Source organism: Planococcus sp. A6, assembly GCF_028823615.1.
Taxonomy (GTDB): domain Bacteria; phylum Bacillota; class Bacilli; order Bacillales_A; family Planococcaceae; genus Planococcus.
Genome location: NZ_JAPEHT010000074.1, coordinates 1 through 15963, shown reverse-complemented (window position 1 = coordinate 15963; position 15963 = coordinate 1). Strand labels below are relative to the sequence as shown.

Annotated in this window: 20 protein-coding genes and 1 pseudogene; 11 read left to right on the top strand and 10 right to left on the bottom strand. The window is 48.7% G+C overall.

All coding sequences use genetic code 11. The features are described 5' to 3' along the window. The 4 genes from ON064_RS11830 to ON064_RS11815 form a co-directional block, all read right to left on the bottom strand. Positions 1–1165: MFS transporter (locus tag ON064_RS11830; protein ID WP_274624927.1), on the bottom strand; the 1165-nt coding region annotated here is incomplete at its 3' end. 188 nt (positions 1166–1353) lie between these two features. After that, complete coding sequence (locus tag ON064_RS11825; RefSeq protein ID WP_274624926.1) at positions 1354–2994, bottom strand: diguanylate cyclase domain-containing protein; 1641 nt, start codon at positions 2992–2994, stop codon at positions 1354–1356. A gap of 114 nt (positions 2995–3108) precedes the next feature. Beyond that, positions 3109–3408, bottom strand: coding sequence for a heme oxygenase (locus ON064_RS11820; RefSeq protein WP_274624925.1), 300 nt, complete (start codon positions 3406–3408; stop codon positions 3109–3111). An 83-nt stretch (positions 3409–3491) separates the two neighbouring features. Further along, positions 3492–4721 (bottom strand): dicarboxylate/amino acid:cation symporter, encoded by a 1230-nt coding sequence (locus ON064_RS11815; protein ID WP_274624924.1) that lies wholly within the window; start codon positions 4719–4721, stop codon positions 3492–3494. Between the two features lie 265 nt (positions 4722–4986). Here ON064_RS11815 and ON064_RS11810 point away from each other — a divergent pair, with 265 nt between their 5' ends. From ON064_RS11810 to panB, 9 genes and pseudogenes are all read left to right on the top strand, one after another. Beyond that, positions 4987–5481: a DUF4181 domain-containing protein gene (locus ON064_RS11810; protein WP_274624923.1), complete on the top strand. Its 495-nt coding sequence runs from the start codon at positions 4987–4989 to the stop codon at positions 5479–5481. Between the two features lie 136 nt (positions 5482–5617). After that, on the top strand, positions 5618–6070 hold the full coding sequence (locus ON064_RS11805) for a hypothetical protein (RefSeq protein WP_274624922.1): 453 nt from the start codon (positions 5618–5620) through the stop codon (positions 6068–6070). 53 nt (positions 6071–6123) lie between these two features. Continuing rightward, positions 6124–6657 (top strand): GNAT family N-acetyltransferase, encoded by a 534-nt coding sequence (locus tag ON064_RS11800; protein ID WP_274624921.1) that lies wholly within the window; start codon positions 6124–6126, stop codon positions 6655–6657. Next, on the top strand, positions 6638–7198 hold the full coding sequence (locus tag ON064_RS11795; RefSeq protein ID WP_274624920.1) for a GNAT family N-acetyltransferase: 561 nt from the start codon (positions 6638–6640) through the stop codon (positions 7196–7198). The genes ON064_RS11800 and ON064_RS11795 overlap by 20 nt, the downstream gene beginning before the upstream one ends. Positions 7199–7217: 19 nt before the next feature. Next, the gene (locus ON064_RS11790) at positions 7218–7424 is read left to right on the top strand and encodes a hypothetical protein (protein ID WP_274624919.1); all 207 of its coding nucleotides are present in this window, start codon (positions 7218–7220) and stop codon (positions 7422–7424) included. Then, positions 7421–7636: pseudogene (locus tag ON064_RS11785) on the top strand (class I SAM-dependent methyltransferase); the annotation flags it as partial. The gene ON064_RS11790 and the pseudogene ON064_RS11785, both read left to right, overlap by 4 nt. A gap of 153 nt (positions 7637–7789) precedes the next feature. Beyond that, positions 7790–8206 (top strand): HIT family protein, encoded by a 417-nt coding sequence (locus ON064_RS11780; protein ID WP_274624929.1) that lies wholly within the window; start codon positions 7790–7792, stop codon positions 8204–8206. Further along, positions 8203–8673, top strand: a complete 471-nt coding sequence (locus tag ON064_RS11775; protein WP_274624918.1) for a GNAT family N-acetyltransferase — start codon at positions 8203–8205, stop codon at positions 8671–8673. The genes ON064_RS11780 and ON064_RS11775 overlap by 4 nt, the downstream gene beginning before the upstream one ends. 205 nt (positions 8674–8878) lie before the next feature. Next, entirely contained in the window at positions 8879–9712 is an 834-nt protein-coding gene (gene panB / locus ON064_RS11770; RefSeq protein ID WP_274624917.1) for a 3-methyl-2-oxobutanoate hydroxymethyltransferase, read from the top strand. Positions 9713–9776: 64 nt separating this feature from the next. Here the strand turns inward: panB and ON064_RS11765 are convergent, their stop codons facing one another. The 5 genes from ON064_RS11765 to ON064_RS11745 all read right to left on the bottom strand — a co-directional run bounded on the left by ON064_RS11765 (position 9777) and on the right by ON064_RS11745 (position 12969). Beyond that, entirely contained in the window at positions 9777–10541 is a 765-nt protein-coding gene (locus ON064_RS11765; RefSeq protein WP_274624916.1) for a hypothetical protein, read from the bottom strand. A gap of 70 nt (positions 10542–10611) precedes the next feature. Continuing rightward, the gene (locus ON064_RS11760; RefSeq protein ID WP_274624915.1) at positions 10612–10884 is read right to left on the bottom strand and encodes a hypothetical protein; all 273 of its coding nucleotides are present in this window, start codon (positions 10882–10884) and stop codon (positions 10612–10614) included. Between the two features lie 11 nt (positions 10885–10895). After that, entirely contained in the window at positions 10896–11195 is a 300-nt protein-coding gene (locus tag ON064_RS11755; protein WP_274624914.1) for a hypothetical protein, read from the bottom strand. Positions 11196–11234: 39 nt separating this feature from the next. Then, positions 11235–11462 (bottom strand): hypothetical protein, encoded by a 228-nt coding sequence (locus tag ON064_RS11750; RefSeq protein WP_274624913.1) that lies wholly within the window; start codon positions 11460–11462, stop codon positions 11235–11237. Between the two features lie 187 nt (positions 11463–11649). Beyond that, positions 11650–12969: a murein hydrolase activator EnvC family protein gene (locus ON064_RS11745; RefSeq protein ID WP_274624912.1), complete on the bottom strand. Its 1320-nt coding sequence runs from the start codon at positions 12967–12969 to the stop codon at positions 11650–11652. 405 nt (positions 12970–13374) lie between these two features. Between ON064_RS11745 and ON064_RS11740 the strand changes: the two genes are divergently transcribed. After that, the gene (locus tag ON064_RS11740; RefSeq protein ID WP_407951616.1) at positions 13375–14424 is read left to right on the top strand and encodes a M14 family zinc carboxypeptidase; all 1050 of its coding nucleotides are present in this window, start codon (positions 13375–13377) and stop codon (positions 14422–14424) included. A 35-nt stretch (positions 14425–14459) separates the two neighbouring features. Here ON064_RS11740 and ON064_RS11735 read toward each other — a convergent pair whose 3' ends face one another. Then, positions 14460–14924, bottom strand: a complete 465-nt coding sequence (locus ON064_RS11735) for a universal stress protein (protein WP_121299207.1) — start codon at positions 14922–14924, stop codon at positions 14460–14462. Positions 14925–15093: 169 nt separating this feature from the next. Between ON064_RS11735 and ON064_RS11730 the strand changes: the two genes are divergently transcribed. Then, positions 15094–15789 (top strand): Crp/Fnr family transcriptional regulator, encoded by a 696-nt coding sequence (locus ON064_RS11730; protein WP_274624911.1) that lies wholly within the window; start codon positions 15094–15096, stop codon positions 15787–15789. The last annotated feature ends 174 nt before the right edge of the window (positions 15790–15963 follow it).

Sequence of the window (15963 nt, the reverse complement as noted above, 5' to 3'; positions counted from 1 at the left end):
CTTTTTTCCCGTGGAGGAAATAATACGGCACGATCAACACGAAGACGGCGATTCCGAGCAATCCGTAAAGCGCGCTGTAGCCAGTGAACGGGATGATAAAGCCGAGAATATACGGCCCCATGCCGAGCCCGCCATCCATCGCGACAAAAAAAGTCGATGTCGCAAGCCCCATGCGGTGGGGAGGGGTCAGCTTGATGGCGACTGCTTGCGTCGTCGATTGCATATTCCCGAACCCGAGCCCGATCAAAGCACCCGCAAACAACAGCCCCATGCTCGAATCAGCGACACTCAGCAGCAACAAGCCGCCTGCAAGCGATACAAGCGCAGGATACATAATGTAATTGGCGCCATACAAATCCATGATGCGTCCCGTGAATGGGCGTGTCAGCAAGATCACAACTGCATACACCAGGAAGAAGAAACTCGCTGCTTCCACTAGCCCTTTGTCATTGGCGTAAAAATTGATGAACGACAAAACGCTCGAATAACTGAGCGCGATCAAAAACATGACGATGGCAATCGGTACAGCATTCGCTTCTAAATAATTGGAAAGCTGGAAGCCAGATTTCGCTTCTCCCGCAGGTGGTTTCTCCAGTGGCGGGACTTTTACAAAAGTGCTGAGGGCCAGTGCAGACACAGCAATCGCGACGCAGGCAGCAAAAATTACGTTATAGCCGGTCCATTGGCTCATCAGCAAACCGATAAACGGCCCGAAAGCTGCACCTAGCGTAGCGCTCATGCTGAAGTAGCCGATGCCTTCGCCTTTACGCGTGTGCGGAATGACTTGCGCCGCAATCGTTCCAGCGGCGGTGCTCGCAATGCCAAGCGTCACCCCGTGCAAAAAGCGGTTGAGCATCAAGAAAGGCAAGCCGAGCGGCAAGAAATACAGTGCCGTCATACCGACAAATAAGGCGGAACCGAGCACCAACGCCCTTTTGCGCCCGATCATATCGAGTGTCCGGCCGATGACCAAGCGTCCCGCCAGCGCTCCTAGGATGAAAATCCCGGTGACAAGACCGGCTTCACTGGTCGAAGCGCCGTATTCTTCGACGGCATATAAAGCGATCGTGACGATCAATAAATAAAAAACGAGCAGTAGCAGGAAATGGACGACAGAAACGCCGATAAAGTCCCGCGTCCATAATTTAGGTTTGTTGTTACTCAACTGAAAGACTCCTTCGAAAGCACAGTAGCAGCGCTATATGTAATGTATCTTGGCCTTTTGCCATTATTAACCGTAGCAGACCCCGGGCGTGCCGTCCAATATACGGCACTTGAAAAAGCGCCGCCTCGAGAGGCAGCGCTTTTAGATCCTTACGGTTATGGGTGAAGCGAGCAGGCATTTCGGCTTGTTCATTCCGAGGCAATATCCCTGTAAAACGTCGTCTGGCTTTTGCCGTTTTCCTTGGACACATAAAGCGCCGCATCTGCATAGGATAATAAAGTATAGAGATTCTCGGCGTTGTCCGGATAAATGGCAATCCCAATGCTGCACCCGAGCTGGACACGGCCGGCCTCTACGGTGATTGGCTTGCTCAGCCGATCGATCAAGCGCTGTGCCAATTGCCTTGTCGGCAACTCGCCCATTCCCTCGCAAGGGAATAATAAGACAAATTCATCCCCGCCAATCCTCGAAATGAACGCATCTTCAGGCAGTTCCGCCATCAGCCGTTCAGCCACTTTCTGAAGCACATGGTCGCCCGCTAAATGTCCTAAGGTATCGTTAGCTTTTTTGAAGCCGTCCAAATCCAAATAGAAAAAGGCCAATTGTTCCCCGTCAGTGCGCGCTCGTTTCATCATTCGATCAGCGGCTTCTTCAAGCGCGATGCGGTTCGGCAAGCCGGTCAATGGATCACGCTGTGCCAAATCCTGCATGCGCACCAAATCGGATTCCGTCGCGCCAAGTGTCCTGACCAGGCTTTCAAGCGAGTGTGAAAGATCTTCGATTTCACGGACTCCGGTATTTTTAGGCAAAGCCAATTGTTCTCCTTTACGGAAAGCTTTCGCTTTTTTAGAGATTTCATTCAGTGGGCGGCTGATGCGCCCGGCTACGAGCCAGCCGGCTAATGCAAAAAGAACGGCGCTTGCCAATCCGCTCAACATGATGATACGGCTCAAATCACGGGCGTCGGCAAACGCTGCTTCTTCCGGTTGCCGAACAAGTACGATCCATTCCAATCCCGGATAATCCCAATTGGTGCGGCTGCTTGTGAATCCGGTTAAATACGAATTGCCATCCGGCCATTGTTCCAGTACCCAACCGGCCTGTGTTCCTTGTGATAGGGCATAGGAATCGATCGGAAGGTGCTTGCCCAGAAATTGCTCGGGGCCAAGAATGACGCGGTTGTCCCCTGGGCTTAAAACAAAAACTTCCAATTCACTTTCGCTGCGATTGAGCGGGCGCAACACGAATTGCATCACTTCTTCTGCCCACTCCCAGCTCAAATGGGCGGCGACTACGCCGCCGAACGACCCATCCGAGTAAAAGACCGGGACGCTGATATCGACGAACTCGAGCTCATGGCCGCCGGGATTCGGCAAAAGGTCTGCCAAGAGCAGCGCTTCGTGGACATCTCCGACAAAATCGGTTTTCCGCGCTTCTGAGTAAACCGGCCGCTCTGACAAATCCATTCCTTCTAGCAGTTCATCGGTGGAAGCAGTTACGAAACCGGCCGAATCGGTAATGCCGATCCAAGAAAAAGCTGGGATTTGATCTTGTAGCATTTCGATTTTAGCACGCTTTTCTTCAGTGGAGGTATTGAGTCCAAGTTCTTCAATTTTCCCGAATGTCTTGATTTCACTATAGCGGCCCCACATATATTGATCCAAGCGGTCCTTCATCTGAAACGCTACACTCGATAAGGCATTGCCACGCTGTTCTTCAATCCGATTGGTGCTGACTTCGGCGACAAGCATGCTGAGTACAGCGGCAAAAAGTAAGATAAAGACCGCAAATATGAGTCCCCAGTAATTTCTAAGCGATAATGATTTCATATGGATTCCTTCCAAAATAGGCAATTTTAATGAATACATTTAGTATATCAAAAGTCCTGCATAAAAGGGGAAAGAAGGCAAAAAGAAACAGGCAGCTTTTGCCGCCTGTTTCTTTTATTTAGCTGCTTCAATGACTGAAGCAATTTTCGTGATGATGAGTTGGCTCCCGAGCATCGGCGATTCTGTATGGGCTTGCTTGAACACATCGCTAGATTTCCATGCTTCGTAATTTTCGAGTGTTTCCCAATACATATTGACGTTCAGTTCATCGTATTCTTCCAGGTCCTGCGTGACGGTCACTTCGACTTTATGGAAGCCTTCCATTTCCTGCAATGCGCCTGGGCGGGTGAAGTTGGGTGCCATTTTTTCAGCAAATCCCGGTTTCATTTTGATGCGGTTGGTTACGATATACATAACTGCATGTCTCCTTTTTCAGTGGGATACGAGATACTCCCACTGTATCACAGAGCGCCATGCTTTGTCCGCAGCGAGTCGTGTTAAATCTTGGCCGTGCCGCGTCTTTTCTCGCTTTGGTCGATCAATTTCGATCCCGCTAAATCACCTGTCACGTTGAGCATCGTGGCGCCCATGCCGACAAGTGCATCAATCGCTGTAAGAAGAGCGACCGCTTCCATTGGCAATCCGAGCTGGACGAAGACCGTGGCGATCATCACGATCCCAGCGCCTGGAATGCCAGCAGTGCCAACAGTGGCAAGTGTCCCGATCAAGACGACTAGGAACATTTCAGACAAGCTGAGAGGGTCGCCGATAATATTGGCGGCAAATATGGCCGAAACGGCTATGCGGATAGCCGCGCCATCCATATTGATTGTCGCGCCGAGCGGCAGGCTGAAACCATACAAGCTTTTCGGGATGCCGAGCCCGCGCGCCGCATCGAGCGTCAATGGCAAAGTGCCGGAGCTGCTTTGCGTGACGAAAGCCGTCAACATCGGTGTCCGCGCATGCTTGAAGAAATGCAGCGGATTGACTTTGAACAATAGCATCGCGATCGTATAGAGTGCAATCTGTACCGCGATGGCGATATAAAGAACAGCAACCATGCCACCGAGTGATACGAGCGTCTCCACTCCTTGCGAGCCAACGGTTTCCGCCATGATAGCGAAAATGCCGATTGGCACGTATTGAAGAATCGCTTTCAAGACGAGCAGAGTCGCTTCGTTCAACGCGTTGATCGTTTTCATCAAGTGGTTGCCGAGTTCGCCGAATTCCGCAGAGCTTCTCATATAAGAGATTGCGATACCGAACGCGAATGCCGTGAAAATGATTCCGAGCAAGTTCATTTCACTGAATGCCGCGATGATATTGGACGGCACAATGTTCAGCAGTACACTCGTAAAGCCGGGGTTGTCCGGAACATCAAAGGTTTCCGAGCCGTCGAGCTGCATGCCCGAGCCTGGCTGGAAAATGCTTGCGACCGTTAAGCCGACAACGATGGCGAATGCCGAACTTAAAGTGTAAAACAGAAAGACTTTTCCGCCCATTCGGCCAAGGTCCCCGATTTTCGATTGGTTGATCCCGACAATCAATGTGAAGAAGATGAGCGGCACAATGAGGAAGGTCAAGAGCCGCAAGAGCAGATCTCCAAGCGGGGCCAAGACGGCCGCATCTGGCCCGAAGATCAAGCCGACGATGACGCCGAGGATGAGCGCCACAGTGATTTTTAAGATGAGCGATACATTTGCATAGGATTTCCAAAGAGCTTTCATAAGCGCCTCCTTTAATTTTAATTTATTTTTTAAAAACCATATAAACTTAGTCGGATTTGACTTAATTACGATAGCCTATGCCCTTTGTTTTGTCAAAGAAGCGAACTCGGCAGGAGAACGGAGCGCAAAAGGCGAAAAAAAGATGAACGAATTACCGGTTATCAGAAAACTTTAAAATATTCTATAATTTCCCAAAAGCTCGTGATACGATAAGACTAGTAGCATAAACGTATTTCGGTAATGAGCGGAAAGTTGAGGCGATAACATGGGTGGAGTCGGTGAAACAGACGGAATGGGTTATTACGAAGCGCAATACGACTGGGTATGGCCGCTGATCGGCTTTATTGCGGTCACGGTCCTGGCAATCATGGGTGTGAACTGGATCTTACGCAAGATTTTAAGGGTCGAACGCAAGAAACTTTTTTCCAGTTCGTCGAATTTCGTCAATGATCGCCATGAAAAAGTGGATGCTTATTTCCGGTGGAGCGGGGCAGCGATTTCCATCGGGGCACTTTTCGTCTTCCAAGAAACCCGCTCGTTTCTTCCTTTAGTTGCGCTGCTTGCCATCAACGGGGTGCAAGGGGCGTACACAGTTTATATGGAAAGAATCCATTCTGATAATCCGAACGACTATAAATACAGCTTTCTGCAATTCGTGACCGGCACAGTCATTGTCGTTACGTGTATGTTGGCTTTTTTACCGGATTTCGCCGAATTCATATTGGGTGATATCCGCCTACTGGTCGATCTCGTGAACTAAATGAGGGGAGTATGGTGTAGTGCTGCCTGTTGAATGGATAATTCATTTATGTGTACATACGAATTTTTACCCGGAAACGGTGACGTATTTTTTATGAATTAAATTGAGGGATGCTTGAGACAAGGAGGAGAGCGGAATGGTCCATCAAGGAAAAGTGCAGCGCTTGCTGCTCGTCATCATGTTATTGGCTGTCAATTTGCCGCCGCTGCTCCTGAGTTCGTTTCCGGCTGGGTTTGCGCTATATTTTCAATTATTCGTTTCGGCGTTGATTGTACTGGCTTTGTTCATCAAAGCGCGTGTTAAGGTGCGGGACAGCAATATTATTTATCGTGTCGAATTGTGGGGCTTGCCGCTCTATTATAAAACGGTATACACAGAGGAAATGCGTCGCATTGAATTCAAGCGCAGCAATTGGGCTTCGAAAGTGGCGGTGATCCGTGTGGAAAAGGGCATCGATTTGCGCTTCGCTTTATTCGGTGATGGGTTGTTTGAGGATTTAACGCAATTTGCCAAACGCAACGGTCTGGAGCTTCGAAAGTCGAAAGAGTACCAAACCATCGAAAAGCTGGATCAAAACCGGCTTCGTTAATAAAAGATTTCTGAAAAATGTTTCACGTGAAACGGCGAAAGGGGCAAGTGGACATGCAATTGGAGAGCGGGCGCTTGCTGCTGCGGCGTTACCGGGATGAGGATTTTGAATTTCTGTATTCTTTATTGAAGAAGCCGGAAGTCATGCGGCATATCGGAGACGGCAAGGTGAAGAGCCGCCAGCAAGCATTGGAATTCCTGTATTGGATCTACCGCATGTACAGAGAACACCCCGAATATGGCTTGTTTTTGCTGGTGCGAAAACAAGACGGCAAGCGGATCGGCCATGCCGGGCTGGTGCCGCAATCGGTAGATGGGCAGTCGGAACTGGAAGTCGGCTATTGGCTCGCACCGGAATTCTGGGGCTTCGGCTATGCCCGTGAAGCTGCATGGCTGCTTTGTGAGCAAGGGTTCATGAAGCACGGGCAAAACACCCTCATTTCACTCATTCAACCGGACAACCAAGCTTCGCAGAAAGTAGCAAAAGCACTTGGCATGGACTGCGGTGAAACGGTTTTGCGCAATGGACAATACGTGCTCGTTTATCGGGTGCAAAAGGAGCGATGGCATGCAGTTTCCCACACTTGAGACGGAACGGTTATTGCTGACGGAAATTACAGAGCAGGACACCGACCGTTTTTTCGCGCTCTTACAGCGTGAAGACGTAACTTATTATTACGGCATGGACCGGCTTTTGGAGAAAGAAGAAGCGCTCGAGATGATCCGTGCTTTTCGTGTCGTTTTTGAATTCATGCGCGGCATGCGCTGGGGGATCCGCTTGCGCGGGGAAGAAGAATTGATTGGAACAATCGGGTTCAACCAGCTTCAGCTGCGCTCGAAAAAGACAGAAGTCGGCTATGAATTGCATCCGGATTATTGGCGTAAAGGACTGATGGAAGAAGCGCTCTCGGCTGTACTGGCCTATGCATTCGATGAACTCGGGCTTTACCGTGTAGGTGCCACGACTTATCCGGCCAATACCGGCTCGAACCGGCTGTTGAAGAAAATGGGCTTTACGGAAGAAGGGCGGCTCCGCGGCTATTTGTACCAGCGTGGGGAGTCACACGATGCACTGATCTTTTCGCTGCTGGCCCCTGAATGGCGTGTGCAGCAAAGGGACAATCGATGATGAGAAGGGAAGCGGCAAGATGTTAGGAAAGCAAGGATTCAATGAATGGGCAGCGGAATACGACGACACGGTGCGGGAAAGCGAGCGTCAAGGGACGTATCCGTTTGCGGGTTACAGCGATGTGCTGACAGAGATTTTCGAGGCAGTTGACGAGAAACAACAGGCGTCTCTGCTTTATACGACAAAGGGCATCGTATTTTCGGGATTGATTTTTCATCTGAAATGATTGAGCGAGCCGAGAAGAAAATGCCGGAAGCGCAGCTGGTGGAATGGGACATGGCGGACGGTTTGCCGCCTGCTTTTGACGGGCTGTTTTTTGATTGCATCGTCAGTACATACGCACTTCATCACTTGGAAGACTCGGATAAATGGAGTTTTCTCAAGCAATTGCTGAAAAGGCTGGCGCCAGAAGGAACATTATTGATCGGCGATATCGCTTTTCGGACGAAGAAAGACCGTCAAGCTTGCCGGAATGAATACGCAAACGTCTGGGACGGTGACGAAGCTTATGTCGTTTTTGACGAGCTCGAAGCGGCCTTGTCCAATATCGCAAAATGTGAATTCAAAGCACATTCCCATTGCGGCGCCGTTATTCAATTGCGCCCTGAGTGCCCGTTTTGCCATCCGGTTTACGACGCGGAACAGCGCATCGTTTTTGAAACCGCCAATTGCTGGTTCTTGCAGCACGAGAAAGCGCAAGGCGTGCTCGAAGGATCGGGTGTCATTGTACCGAAACAGCATCGCTCGTCACCGTTCGAACTGACGCCCCAAGAATGGCAGGAGACACAGGAGCTGCTTGGGCTTGTGAAACCGTTCCTCGAAAAGATAGCGCCCGACGGTTATACGCTCGGCTGGAATGTCGGCGAAGCGTCCAATCAATCGATCGGCCATAGCCATCTTCATGTCATCCCGCGTTTCAACGACGAACCGTATGCCGGAAAAGGCTTGCGCCATTGGCTGAAAAAACCGGAGAACCGGCGTCCTGGCCAAGGCAGGGATGAACGGTGAAATTTAAAGAACAGGCGATGACAGAAGAAAGCGCACGGGACATCCTCAGCTGGCGCTATCCGTATCCGTACGATTTCTATAACGGGGAAGCTTCGGATGAAAGTTTGCAGGAGTTGATGAACGGCAGTTACCGGGTGGTGACGGAGCATGGGGAGTTATTCGGTTTTTATTGCACGGGCAAGGGTGCGCAAGTGCCGGCGGGCTATGCATCGAATGCGTACCCGGATGGGCCTGTCGATATCGGGCTCGGCATGAAACCGGAAAAAACCGGAGCGGGGCGAGGTGCTGCGTTTCTGGATTTTCTACTCAGTGAAATCAACAAGCATCATCCTGGACAAGCACTTCGCCTCACGGTCGCCCAGTTCAATACACGCGCAATCCGTTTGTATGAAAGGGCTGGGTTCGTGAAGGCAGGTGAGTTCAACAACGACTACGCCGCATTCCAAGTGATGCTGAAGGATGAGTGACTTTCAGCCGGCTTGAGCATCTGCTATAGTAAAAACAGGGTGGTATCCATCAGGAACTGCACCTGTAAAAAAGCTTAACAACTCAATAGATCTGCCTTGATCTGAAAAACGACAGGGACGGAGAAACCGACGCAATCAAATTCTGTCCGTCCGCTCTGTTGCGGCGGGCTTTTTTCAAAGGTTTCCTTCCCGGAAGGAGAGAACAATGGAAAATACAGCTTCATTGATGAAGATGAAACAGCAAGGGGACAAGATCGCGATGCTGACGGCCTACGATTATCCGTCCGCCAAAATCGCGGAAGCCGCAGGGATGGATGTACTGCTTGTCGGCGATTCGCTTGGCATGGTCGTGCTCGGCTACGATTCAACCGTCAAAGTGACCGTTGAGGATATGGTCCATCACGGGAAAGCGGCAAGAAGAGGGGCACAAGACACCTTCCTCGTCGTCGATATGCCCTTCGGCTCGTTCCACAGCAGTTGGGACCGCACGCTGGAAAATGCCATGCGCATCTTCCAGCAAACGAGCGCACAAGCCTTGAAACTCGAAGGCGCAGGAGAAGTACTTGAAGTGACAAGAAAGCTTGTCGGAGCAGGCATTCCAATTGTCGCCCACCTCGGTTTATTGCCGCAATCAGCGGCTGTGCTCGGCGGCTATAAAGTGCAAGGCAAAACAGCCAGCGCCGCCAAGCAATTGATCGAAGATGCCAAAGCGTGCGAAGCGGCAGGAGCCTGCATGCTCGTACTCGAATGCATCCCGCATCAATTGGCCGCACAAGTCACGAAAGAACTGGCGATTCCGGTTATCGGCATCGGCGCCGGCAGCGAAACCGACGGGCAAGTGCTCGTCTACCACGACACCGTTAAATACGGTTCGCACCATTTGCCGAAATTCGTCCAGTCCTACGCAGAAGCAGGCGAGACCATGCAACAAGGGCTCGCCCAGTACGTCCAAGAAGTAAAGAGCGGCGCGTTCCCGAAAGAACAGCACCGCTTCACGATGAAAGAAGAAGAACTCGAGCAGCTATACGGGTCGAAATAATTAAATACACGCAAAAACAGAGAATCCATTGCTTATGGGATTCTCTATTTTTTGGTGGCTGCAGTTATTTGATTTCGCTCATGACCGGCTTGAAAGCCCGCACTTCATGGTCAGAAACCGTTAAGAATAAGTACTTGTGCCGATGATAAATGGCCCTCGTCTTATAGGAATACTCAGCAGGATATTCAGTTATATCTGTAGAATCCTCAAATTTCCACAGCCATATTTTATTGTTTTCGATAAAAACCGCGTATTCATACGTTAAAGCAAAAGCGATTAGATGCATCGGCAAAATCGGGAGTTCCATTGCCCTTTGCTGTTCCAGCTCGCCGTTCAAGAAAATCAATTCATTGTTTTGCCAACTGATGCAAGCGAATGGTTTGTGGCGAATAATTAATGGATCGTATAGCAAGTTGTTTTCGATCGCTCTTTCAATAAAGGATTCAGGTTCTCGCAAGGTAGTAAAATAATTCAGTATGTTCTTTGCCAAGTCTTCCCCAAACGCCCCCTCATCGCCATAACTGCACAGAACCCCGTCTTTATAAGGAAATAATTCATATACGTCATGTCCGGTATCATGTTCCGAAACAAAATCTCCTGTGAGTGTATAAAATGACAATTTTGCTTCTAAACGATCCAACAGACAAAAATGGCTAGCGGTAAACCGGATATGATACTGGTGGGGAGATGCCAATAGAATGATTTTGCCATCCAATTGAACAACGGATTCACCTTTTCCTTTCAACAATACGATAATGGAATCTTTCTTGCAGTCCGCATCTAGAATCTGTTTCTCACTTTTAAAAAGGACTTCTTCTTGAATAAACATGAGCATAACCCTCACTTCTGTTTAATTACTGGAGTGGCTGTAAATGGATGAGAGAGAAGGGAGCCTCCGACTACGGTTCCTGAAAGCCGAACTTCGCAACAAAAAGCAAGAAAGCATACAGCACGAAAAGAAAAACATGTCCGCTGGTGAGCAGCATTCGATAAACAGTCCGGACCCCGAACCAAGCCGCAGCGAACCCGATCACGGCCAGTACGAGCGGCGAGTAGAAACCAAGCGCAAATAGCCCTTCGAATAATAGTAAACGACTGGAAGAATAAGCGAAGGGGATGAGAAGCGCGAGAAATAACAGGAACGAAAAAATGGACAGCAATTTTTGTTTCATTGAAGGCCTCCTCAGCTAGAGAATACTACTAAAACATACGGTGAAATGATCAGTAATACAGAAGCGGCGACTAATAAAATTGTAATCGGCCGGCGCAATTTGTCACGCCTTGTTCCTTGATACCAGCCCGAAAATTGCAATTTATTTCGGTACAGCACAAAAATCAGCAACAGCACCGCGACGCCGCCAAGCCATCGATACGGTTCGGTGTTAGTGCTGCCTGAATAAAATCCTGCCAAAATCAATCCACCGCCCATTCCCAGGATCGCCAAAATGGCAAAGACGCGGATTAGTTCGAGAAGTGTTTTCATCCGACTGACTCCTTTCCATAGCTTATTGTGTTCGATTGTTTAAAATCCGGTGACCACGACTAAAAGAGACATCACCGAAACAAACCCTTGAAGCACGCCTTCCCATCTTTTATTCTCCCGGAAGCTTTCGATGCTTTGCGATAAGAACATCAATACTAAAAAAGCGAAAATAAAATTCGGGAAAGGCTTAAATTCATTTCCGCTCAATAGGAGGGCTAATAAAAGCAATGCTGCAATCGCCATCCCGATATTGATTTTCCCCAACACAACGAACCGCCTCCTTAAACGCTAATGGATCTCTGCAAACGACTATTATATAGAAAGAAATCTGTTTATTTATCTCAGTCTAACATATAAAAGGAAGAATTTAACTTCTTAGCAGAATTCGACAGATGCAAAAAAAGGCAGTACCCGAGATTCTCGGATACTGCCTTTTAGTTATAGCGGATAGTGGTTAGCCGCCGATATATGCTGCTGGGTCAACTGCGTTCGAGCGAGCGCCGTTCCAGCTGCCGATATGGATTTCAAAGTGCAAGTGTGGGCCAGTTGAACGGCCGGTGTTGCCCATACCGCCGATATTTTGCCCTTGTGAGACAGCTTGGCCGACAGAAACATTGATGGAATTCAAATGTGCATATGCCGTTGCATAATTTTGTCCGTTAATGACGTGCGTAATGATGATGACGTTGCCGTAACCGCCCATTGAGCCAGCATGGGATACATAACCGCTTGCTGCTGCATGGATGGGTGTTCCTGGGCTGTTGGCGATATCAAATCCTAGATGCGATTCATGTCCTGCCCCGATATCACGTCCGCCAAATCCAGAAGTATGGCGTCCTGATGCCGGGCGGATGAACCCAGCGCTTGATTTAGGTGCTGCCGCTTGTGTAACAGTAGCTGAAGAAGCGTTAGATTGCGCTGCCTTTTTAGCTGCCGCTTTACGGGCTGCTGCTTCTTTCGCTTTGCGTTCTTCTTCCGCTTTACGCGCGATTTCCGCTAAACGTTTTTGTTCTTTGCCGATTTTCTTTTCGAGTGAAGAACTGATGTTCATGGCTTTTGCATGGTCTTCTTCAAGTTTTGATTTTTCTTTTGCGAGGCGTTTCTGCTCGGCTTTCAAATCATCCTGTAAATCGTCTTGCTTTTTCTTTTGTGTGTCCAATGAATCTTTCAAGTCAACAAGTTCTGCTTTTTGGCTTTCTTGTTTTGCGAGCTTTTCTTCAACTTCTGCTTTTTGTTCAGCCAAAAGTTTTTTATCCGCTGCCTGTTCACGCATGATTTCACGGTCTGCTTCGATCAAGGTGTTGACGGCAGAAGCGCGGTCGATAAAGTCGACAAAGCTGTTCGCTCCAAGCAAGACATCGATATAATCAACGGAACCGCCGCTCAATTGGATAGCGCGCGCCCGTTCTTTCAATAGTTCTTCGCGTTCTGCGATTTTGCGTTCGAGTTCTTCGATCGATTCTTTCAATTCATCGATTTCCACTTTCGTTTGGTCGATTTGTGCTTGAACACCGTCGATCTTGCCTTGAGTTTCTTCGATCTCGCCGTTCAATTCCTGGATCTTGTTCATGATTTTTTCAAGTTTCGTCTGATTTTCGACGATGGCGTTGTTCTTTGACTGGATTTCCGAATTCAAGTTGTTCTTCTTTTGCTCGACCTGTTGTTTTTCCTTTTCGAGGTCGGACAATTTATCAGCACTTGCTGTCGGCAAGAAAATCGATAGTGCCAGTACAGCGGATAATGCTGCTACGAACCATTTGGACCATGTGTTCAATTTGTTGTGCTCCTTTCGCGTTCCCTTGATTATTATTGTTTCTCTATATAAGAATTCTTTTCTGCAGTAATAAAGCATGGCTGATGCCATGAAAAAAAGCCGTCAAAAATTCCGGCAGACCCATTGTACCACCGCATAAACCTATTTATTATTACAGTTTCTTATCAAATGACGGGACAAACTGTCATAAGCGACATATAAGGCTAGGAAATGTAATCTTTTATAAGGAGAAAGTAATGTTTTTGCAGAATAATTCATGTTTTCTATTATTTTAGATAGGGCTGGGGTCAGCAGAAGCTTCTTGTTTCGTATTACGAAGGAATCGTTTTCAATATTTGGGCAGGGAAAGAAGCTGGATAAAAGGAAAGGGTAGGATGGCAACAAACAAAAAGGAGTGATGGATCGATGAAATCATTGAAAAAAGGGGCATTAACATTATCATTGGCGGGGGCTCTTGCGTTAAGTGCAGTCCCGTTGAACTCTACGGTAGTGGAAGCGGTCGGCAACGGTCCTGGATATGGCGGCAATGAAACAATCAACACGTCCATTTTGACCACTTATTCGGAAATGGCTGACTTTTTGCATAAGCAGGAAGCCAAACAAGAAAACATGGAACTTGAAGTCATCGGACAAAGCGTAAAAGGCCGCGACTTGTACGTAGCGAAATATATGAGCAACCCGGAAAACCCAACCATCCTATTCTTGACGCAGCAACATGGAAATGAACAGCTGACAACAGAAGGCGCGCTTGAATTCATCAAGCATCTCGGCACCGGCAAAATGAAAGGCGTAACGGATAACGTCAATATCCTGGTCGTGCCAATGCTCAATGCAGACGGCGCCATGGGAGATGTCGATTTTTCACTGGACGATTACGTAGCGTCAGGCGACCGTAATTTGACGCGTTACAACGCAGTTGGAGTGGACTTGAACCGCGACCATATCGATAAGATACAGCCTGAAACAAAAGCTTTGCATGACAATGTCATGAGCAAATACGATATCGACTATATGATCGACTTGCATCACCAAGGGGCCAGCAGCGAACGCGACGGCGAATTGGTTTCTGGCTCGATCCTTTATCCAACCACACCAAACGCTGACCCTGAGGTCGTGGAAGGATCGAAAAAGCTCGGGGCCGTCGTATTTAACGCCGTCGATTCCACAGGATGGGGCCACCTCGGGAAATACCGCGGCGGCGACGCTGAAACCATCAGCCGCAACGGCATCGCAGTCGAATACGGCATTTCGACATTATTGTTCGAGATGCGCGGCATGTCAGACCACGAATACGAGCCTTATGTCCTTGGGCAGAAGAGCAATGGCTATTTGATCAAACAAACCATCACCACATTGGAATCGACTGTACGAGCCATTGCGGATGGTTCGATTGATACGCAAGATACTTCATTCTGGGATACACTGGCATTCCAGCAAACCCGCGAAACGGAGTAAGACGAAGAAAAAGGCTTTTCTTATTAGTGAGCTTGTTATTCGTCTGCGTCGATGTCTTCTTGGTTTCTGCGGACCACAAGTACGTCGCATTTGGCAGTGCGGACGATGCGTTCGGAAACGCTACCCATGATCAAGCGTTCTGCTGCATTCAAGCCGGTAGCGCCACAAACAATGACGTCCACTTTCAGCTCATTCGCCAGTTTCTTCGGAATGACCGTTTTTGGTGAACCGTATTCGATCATCGTATGGACATTCGTTGCACCATGTGAAGTGGCTTCTTCCTTGTAACGGGCAAGCAATTCTTCACCACTTTGCAGTGCGCGGTCTGCAATCGTGCGGTCGTACGCTTCAATGGAGCCGAATGAGCGGTTATCGATGACGTGCACCAAGTAAAGTTCTGCATTGTTCCGGGAAGCTGCAGCAGCAGCTTTTTTGAAAGCCCATTCCGCTTCCTTGGAACCATCCACTGCCACCATAATTCGGGAATATTTCAAAGTCATTGTTCATTCCTCCTTCTATACTGCTACCTTTCGATACATCATCCGGGACTTCCTGCTTTTTTCAGAAAATTTCCTGCGAGCCTCAACTGAATTGTGAAAACGCATCCAAATTTCGTAAAATCTGTGGTACGCTTGAGAAAAGCATGAGTAAGAGAAGGGGGAGAACCCTTTGGAATCAGGAATTGACAAGTTGACCCCAGAGCTCGAAAAGTTATTAACGATCAACCACCAAGTGAAAGAATACCAAAAAGGCGATTATCTTTTCCGTGAAGGGGAGGCAGTAAAAGGCCTTTATATTCTCCGTTCCGGAAAAGTGCAGATCGGGAAAGTAACACCGGACGGCCGTGAACTGGCATTGAAGATTTGCGGCACTGGCCAGATGGTTGGCGAGATCACCGTGTTCGCAGAAGGCGCCACGTATTTGCTGGACGCCCGTGCGCTGACCAAGACCGCTTGTTTGAAAATTCCCGTCGAAGAGTTGGAACAATCGCTTGAAAGAGACCCTACGCTTGCGATGGCTTTCATGAAATGGATGGGCATCGACCAGCAGAAAACACAGACCCGCTTCCGGGATTTGATGCTTCATGGCAAAAAAGGGGCTTTGTATTCAACTTTGATCCGCCTCGGCAACAGCTACGGCGTAGAAGCTGAAGGCGGCTTATTGATCGATGTCGTGCTGACGAATCAGGAGTTGGCGAATTTCTGCGGCATGAGCCGGGAAATGGTCAACCGGATGCTCAGCGACTTGCGCAAACAAGGAACCGTCGGCATGAAAGACGGCAAAATCGTTCTATACAACATCCCCAAACTGAAATTCGACATCAATTGTGAAGAATGCCCGATCTACCTCTGCAAAATCGACTGATTGCAAAGCCTGCCGTAACGACAGGCTTTTTGTGTGCTCTGGTAATTTCGGTTTTTACTCCTTAAGAGTGTGGAGATGCAACTGAAACAAAAAGAGCCATGAAAGGAAAAGGAGCGAGGGAAAAAGCTTCTGCTTTTCGACTGCGTTGCAGGGGGCTGCTTGCCGTGGGGCGGG

Excerpts from the sequence above, each read along its gene's own strand:
- ON064_RS11735 (WP_121299207.1), bottom strand. The coding sequence starts at position 14,924 with ATGACTTTGAAATATTCCCGAATTATGGTGGCAGTGGATGGTTCCAAG.
- ON064_RS11810 (WP_274624923.1), top strand. The coding sequence starts at position 4,987 with ATGGGTGGAGTCGGTGAAACAGACGGAATGGGTTATTACGAAGCGCAA.
- ON064_RS11795 (WP_274624920.1), top strand. The coding sequence starts at position 6,638 with ATGCAGTTTCCCACACTTGAGACGGAACGGTTATTGCTGACGGAAATT.
- ON064_RS11800 (WP_274624921.1), top strand. The coding sequence starts at position 6,124 with ATGCAATTGGAGAGCGGGCGCTTGCTGCTGCGGCGTTACCGGGATGAG.
- ON064_RS11740 (WP_407951616.1), top strand. The coding sequence starts at position 13,375 with ATGAAATCATTGAAAAAAGGGGCATTAACATTATCATTGGCGGGGGCT.
- ON064_RS11815 (WP_274624924.1), bottom strand. The coding sequence starts at position 4,721 with ATGAAAGCTCTTTGGAAATCCTATGCAAATGTATCGCTCATCTTAAAA.
- ON064_RS11765 (WP_274624916.1), bottom strand. The coding sequence starts at position 10,541 with ATGTTTATTCAAGAAGAAGTCCTTTTTAAAAGTGAGAAACAGATTCTA.
- ON064_RS11755 (WP_274624914.1), bottom strand. The coding sequence starts at position 11,195 with ATGAAAACACTTCTCGAACTAATCCGCGTCTTTGCCATTTTGGCGATC.
- ON064_RS11820 (WP_274624925.1), bottom strand. The coding sequence starts at position 3,408 with ATGTATATCGTAACCAACCGCATCAAAATGAAACCGGGATTTGCTGAA.
- ON064_RS11805 (WP_274624922.1), top strand. The coding sequence starts at position 5,618 with ATGGTCCATCAAGGAAAAGTGCAGCGCTTGCTGCTCGTCATCATGTTA.
- panB (WP_274624917.1), top strand. The coding sequence starts at position 8,879 with ATGGAAAATACAGCTTCATTGATGAAGATGAAACAGCAAGGGGACAAG.
- ON064_RS11790 (WP_274624919.1), top strand. The coding sequence starts at position 7,218 with ATGTTAGGAAAGCAAGGATTCAATGAATGGGCAGCGGAATACGACGAC.
- ON064_RS11760 (WP_274624915.1), bottom strand. The coding sequence starts at position 10,884 with ATGAAACAAAAATTGCTGTCCATTTTTTCGTTCCTGTTATTTCTCGCG.
- ON064_RS11825 (WP_274624926.1), bottom strand. The coding sequence starts at position 2,994 with ATGAAATCATTATCGCTTAGAAATTACTGGGGACTCATATTTGCGGTC.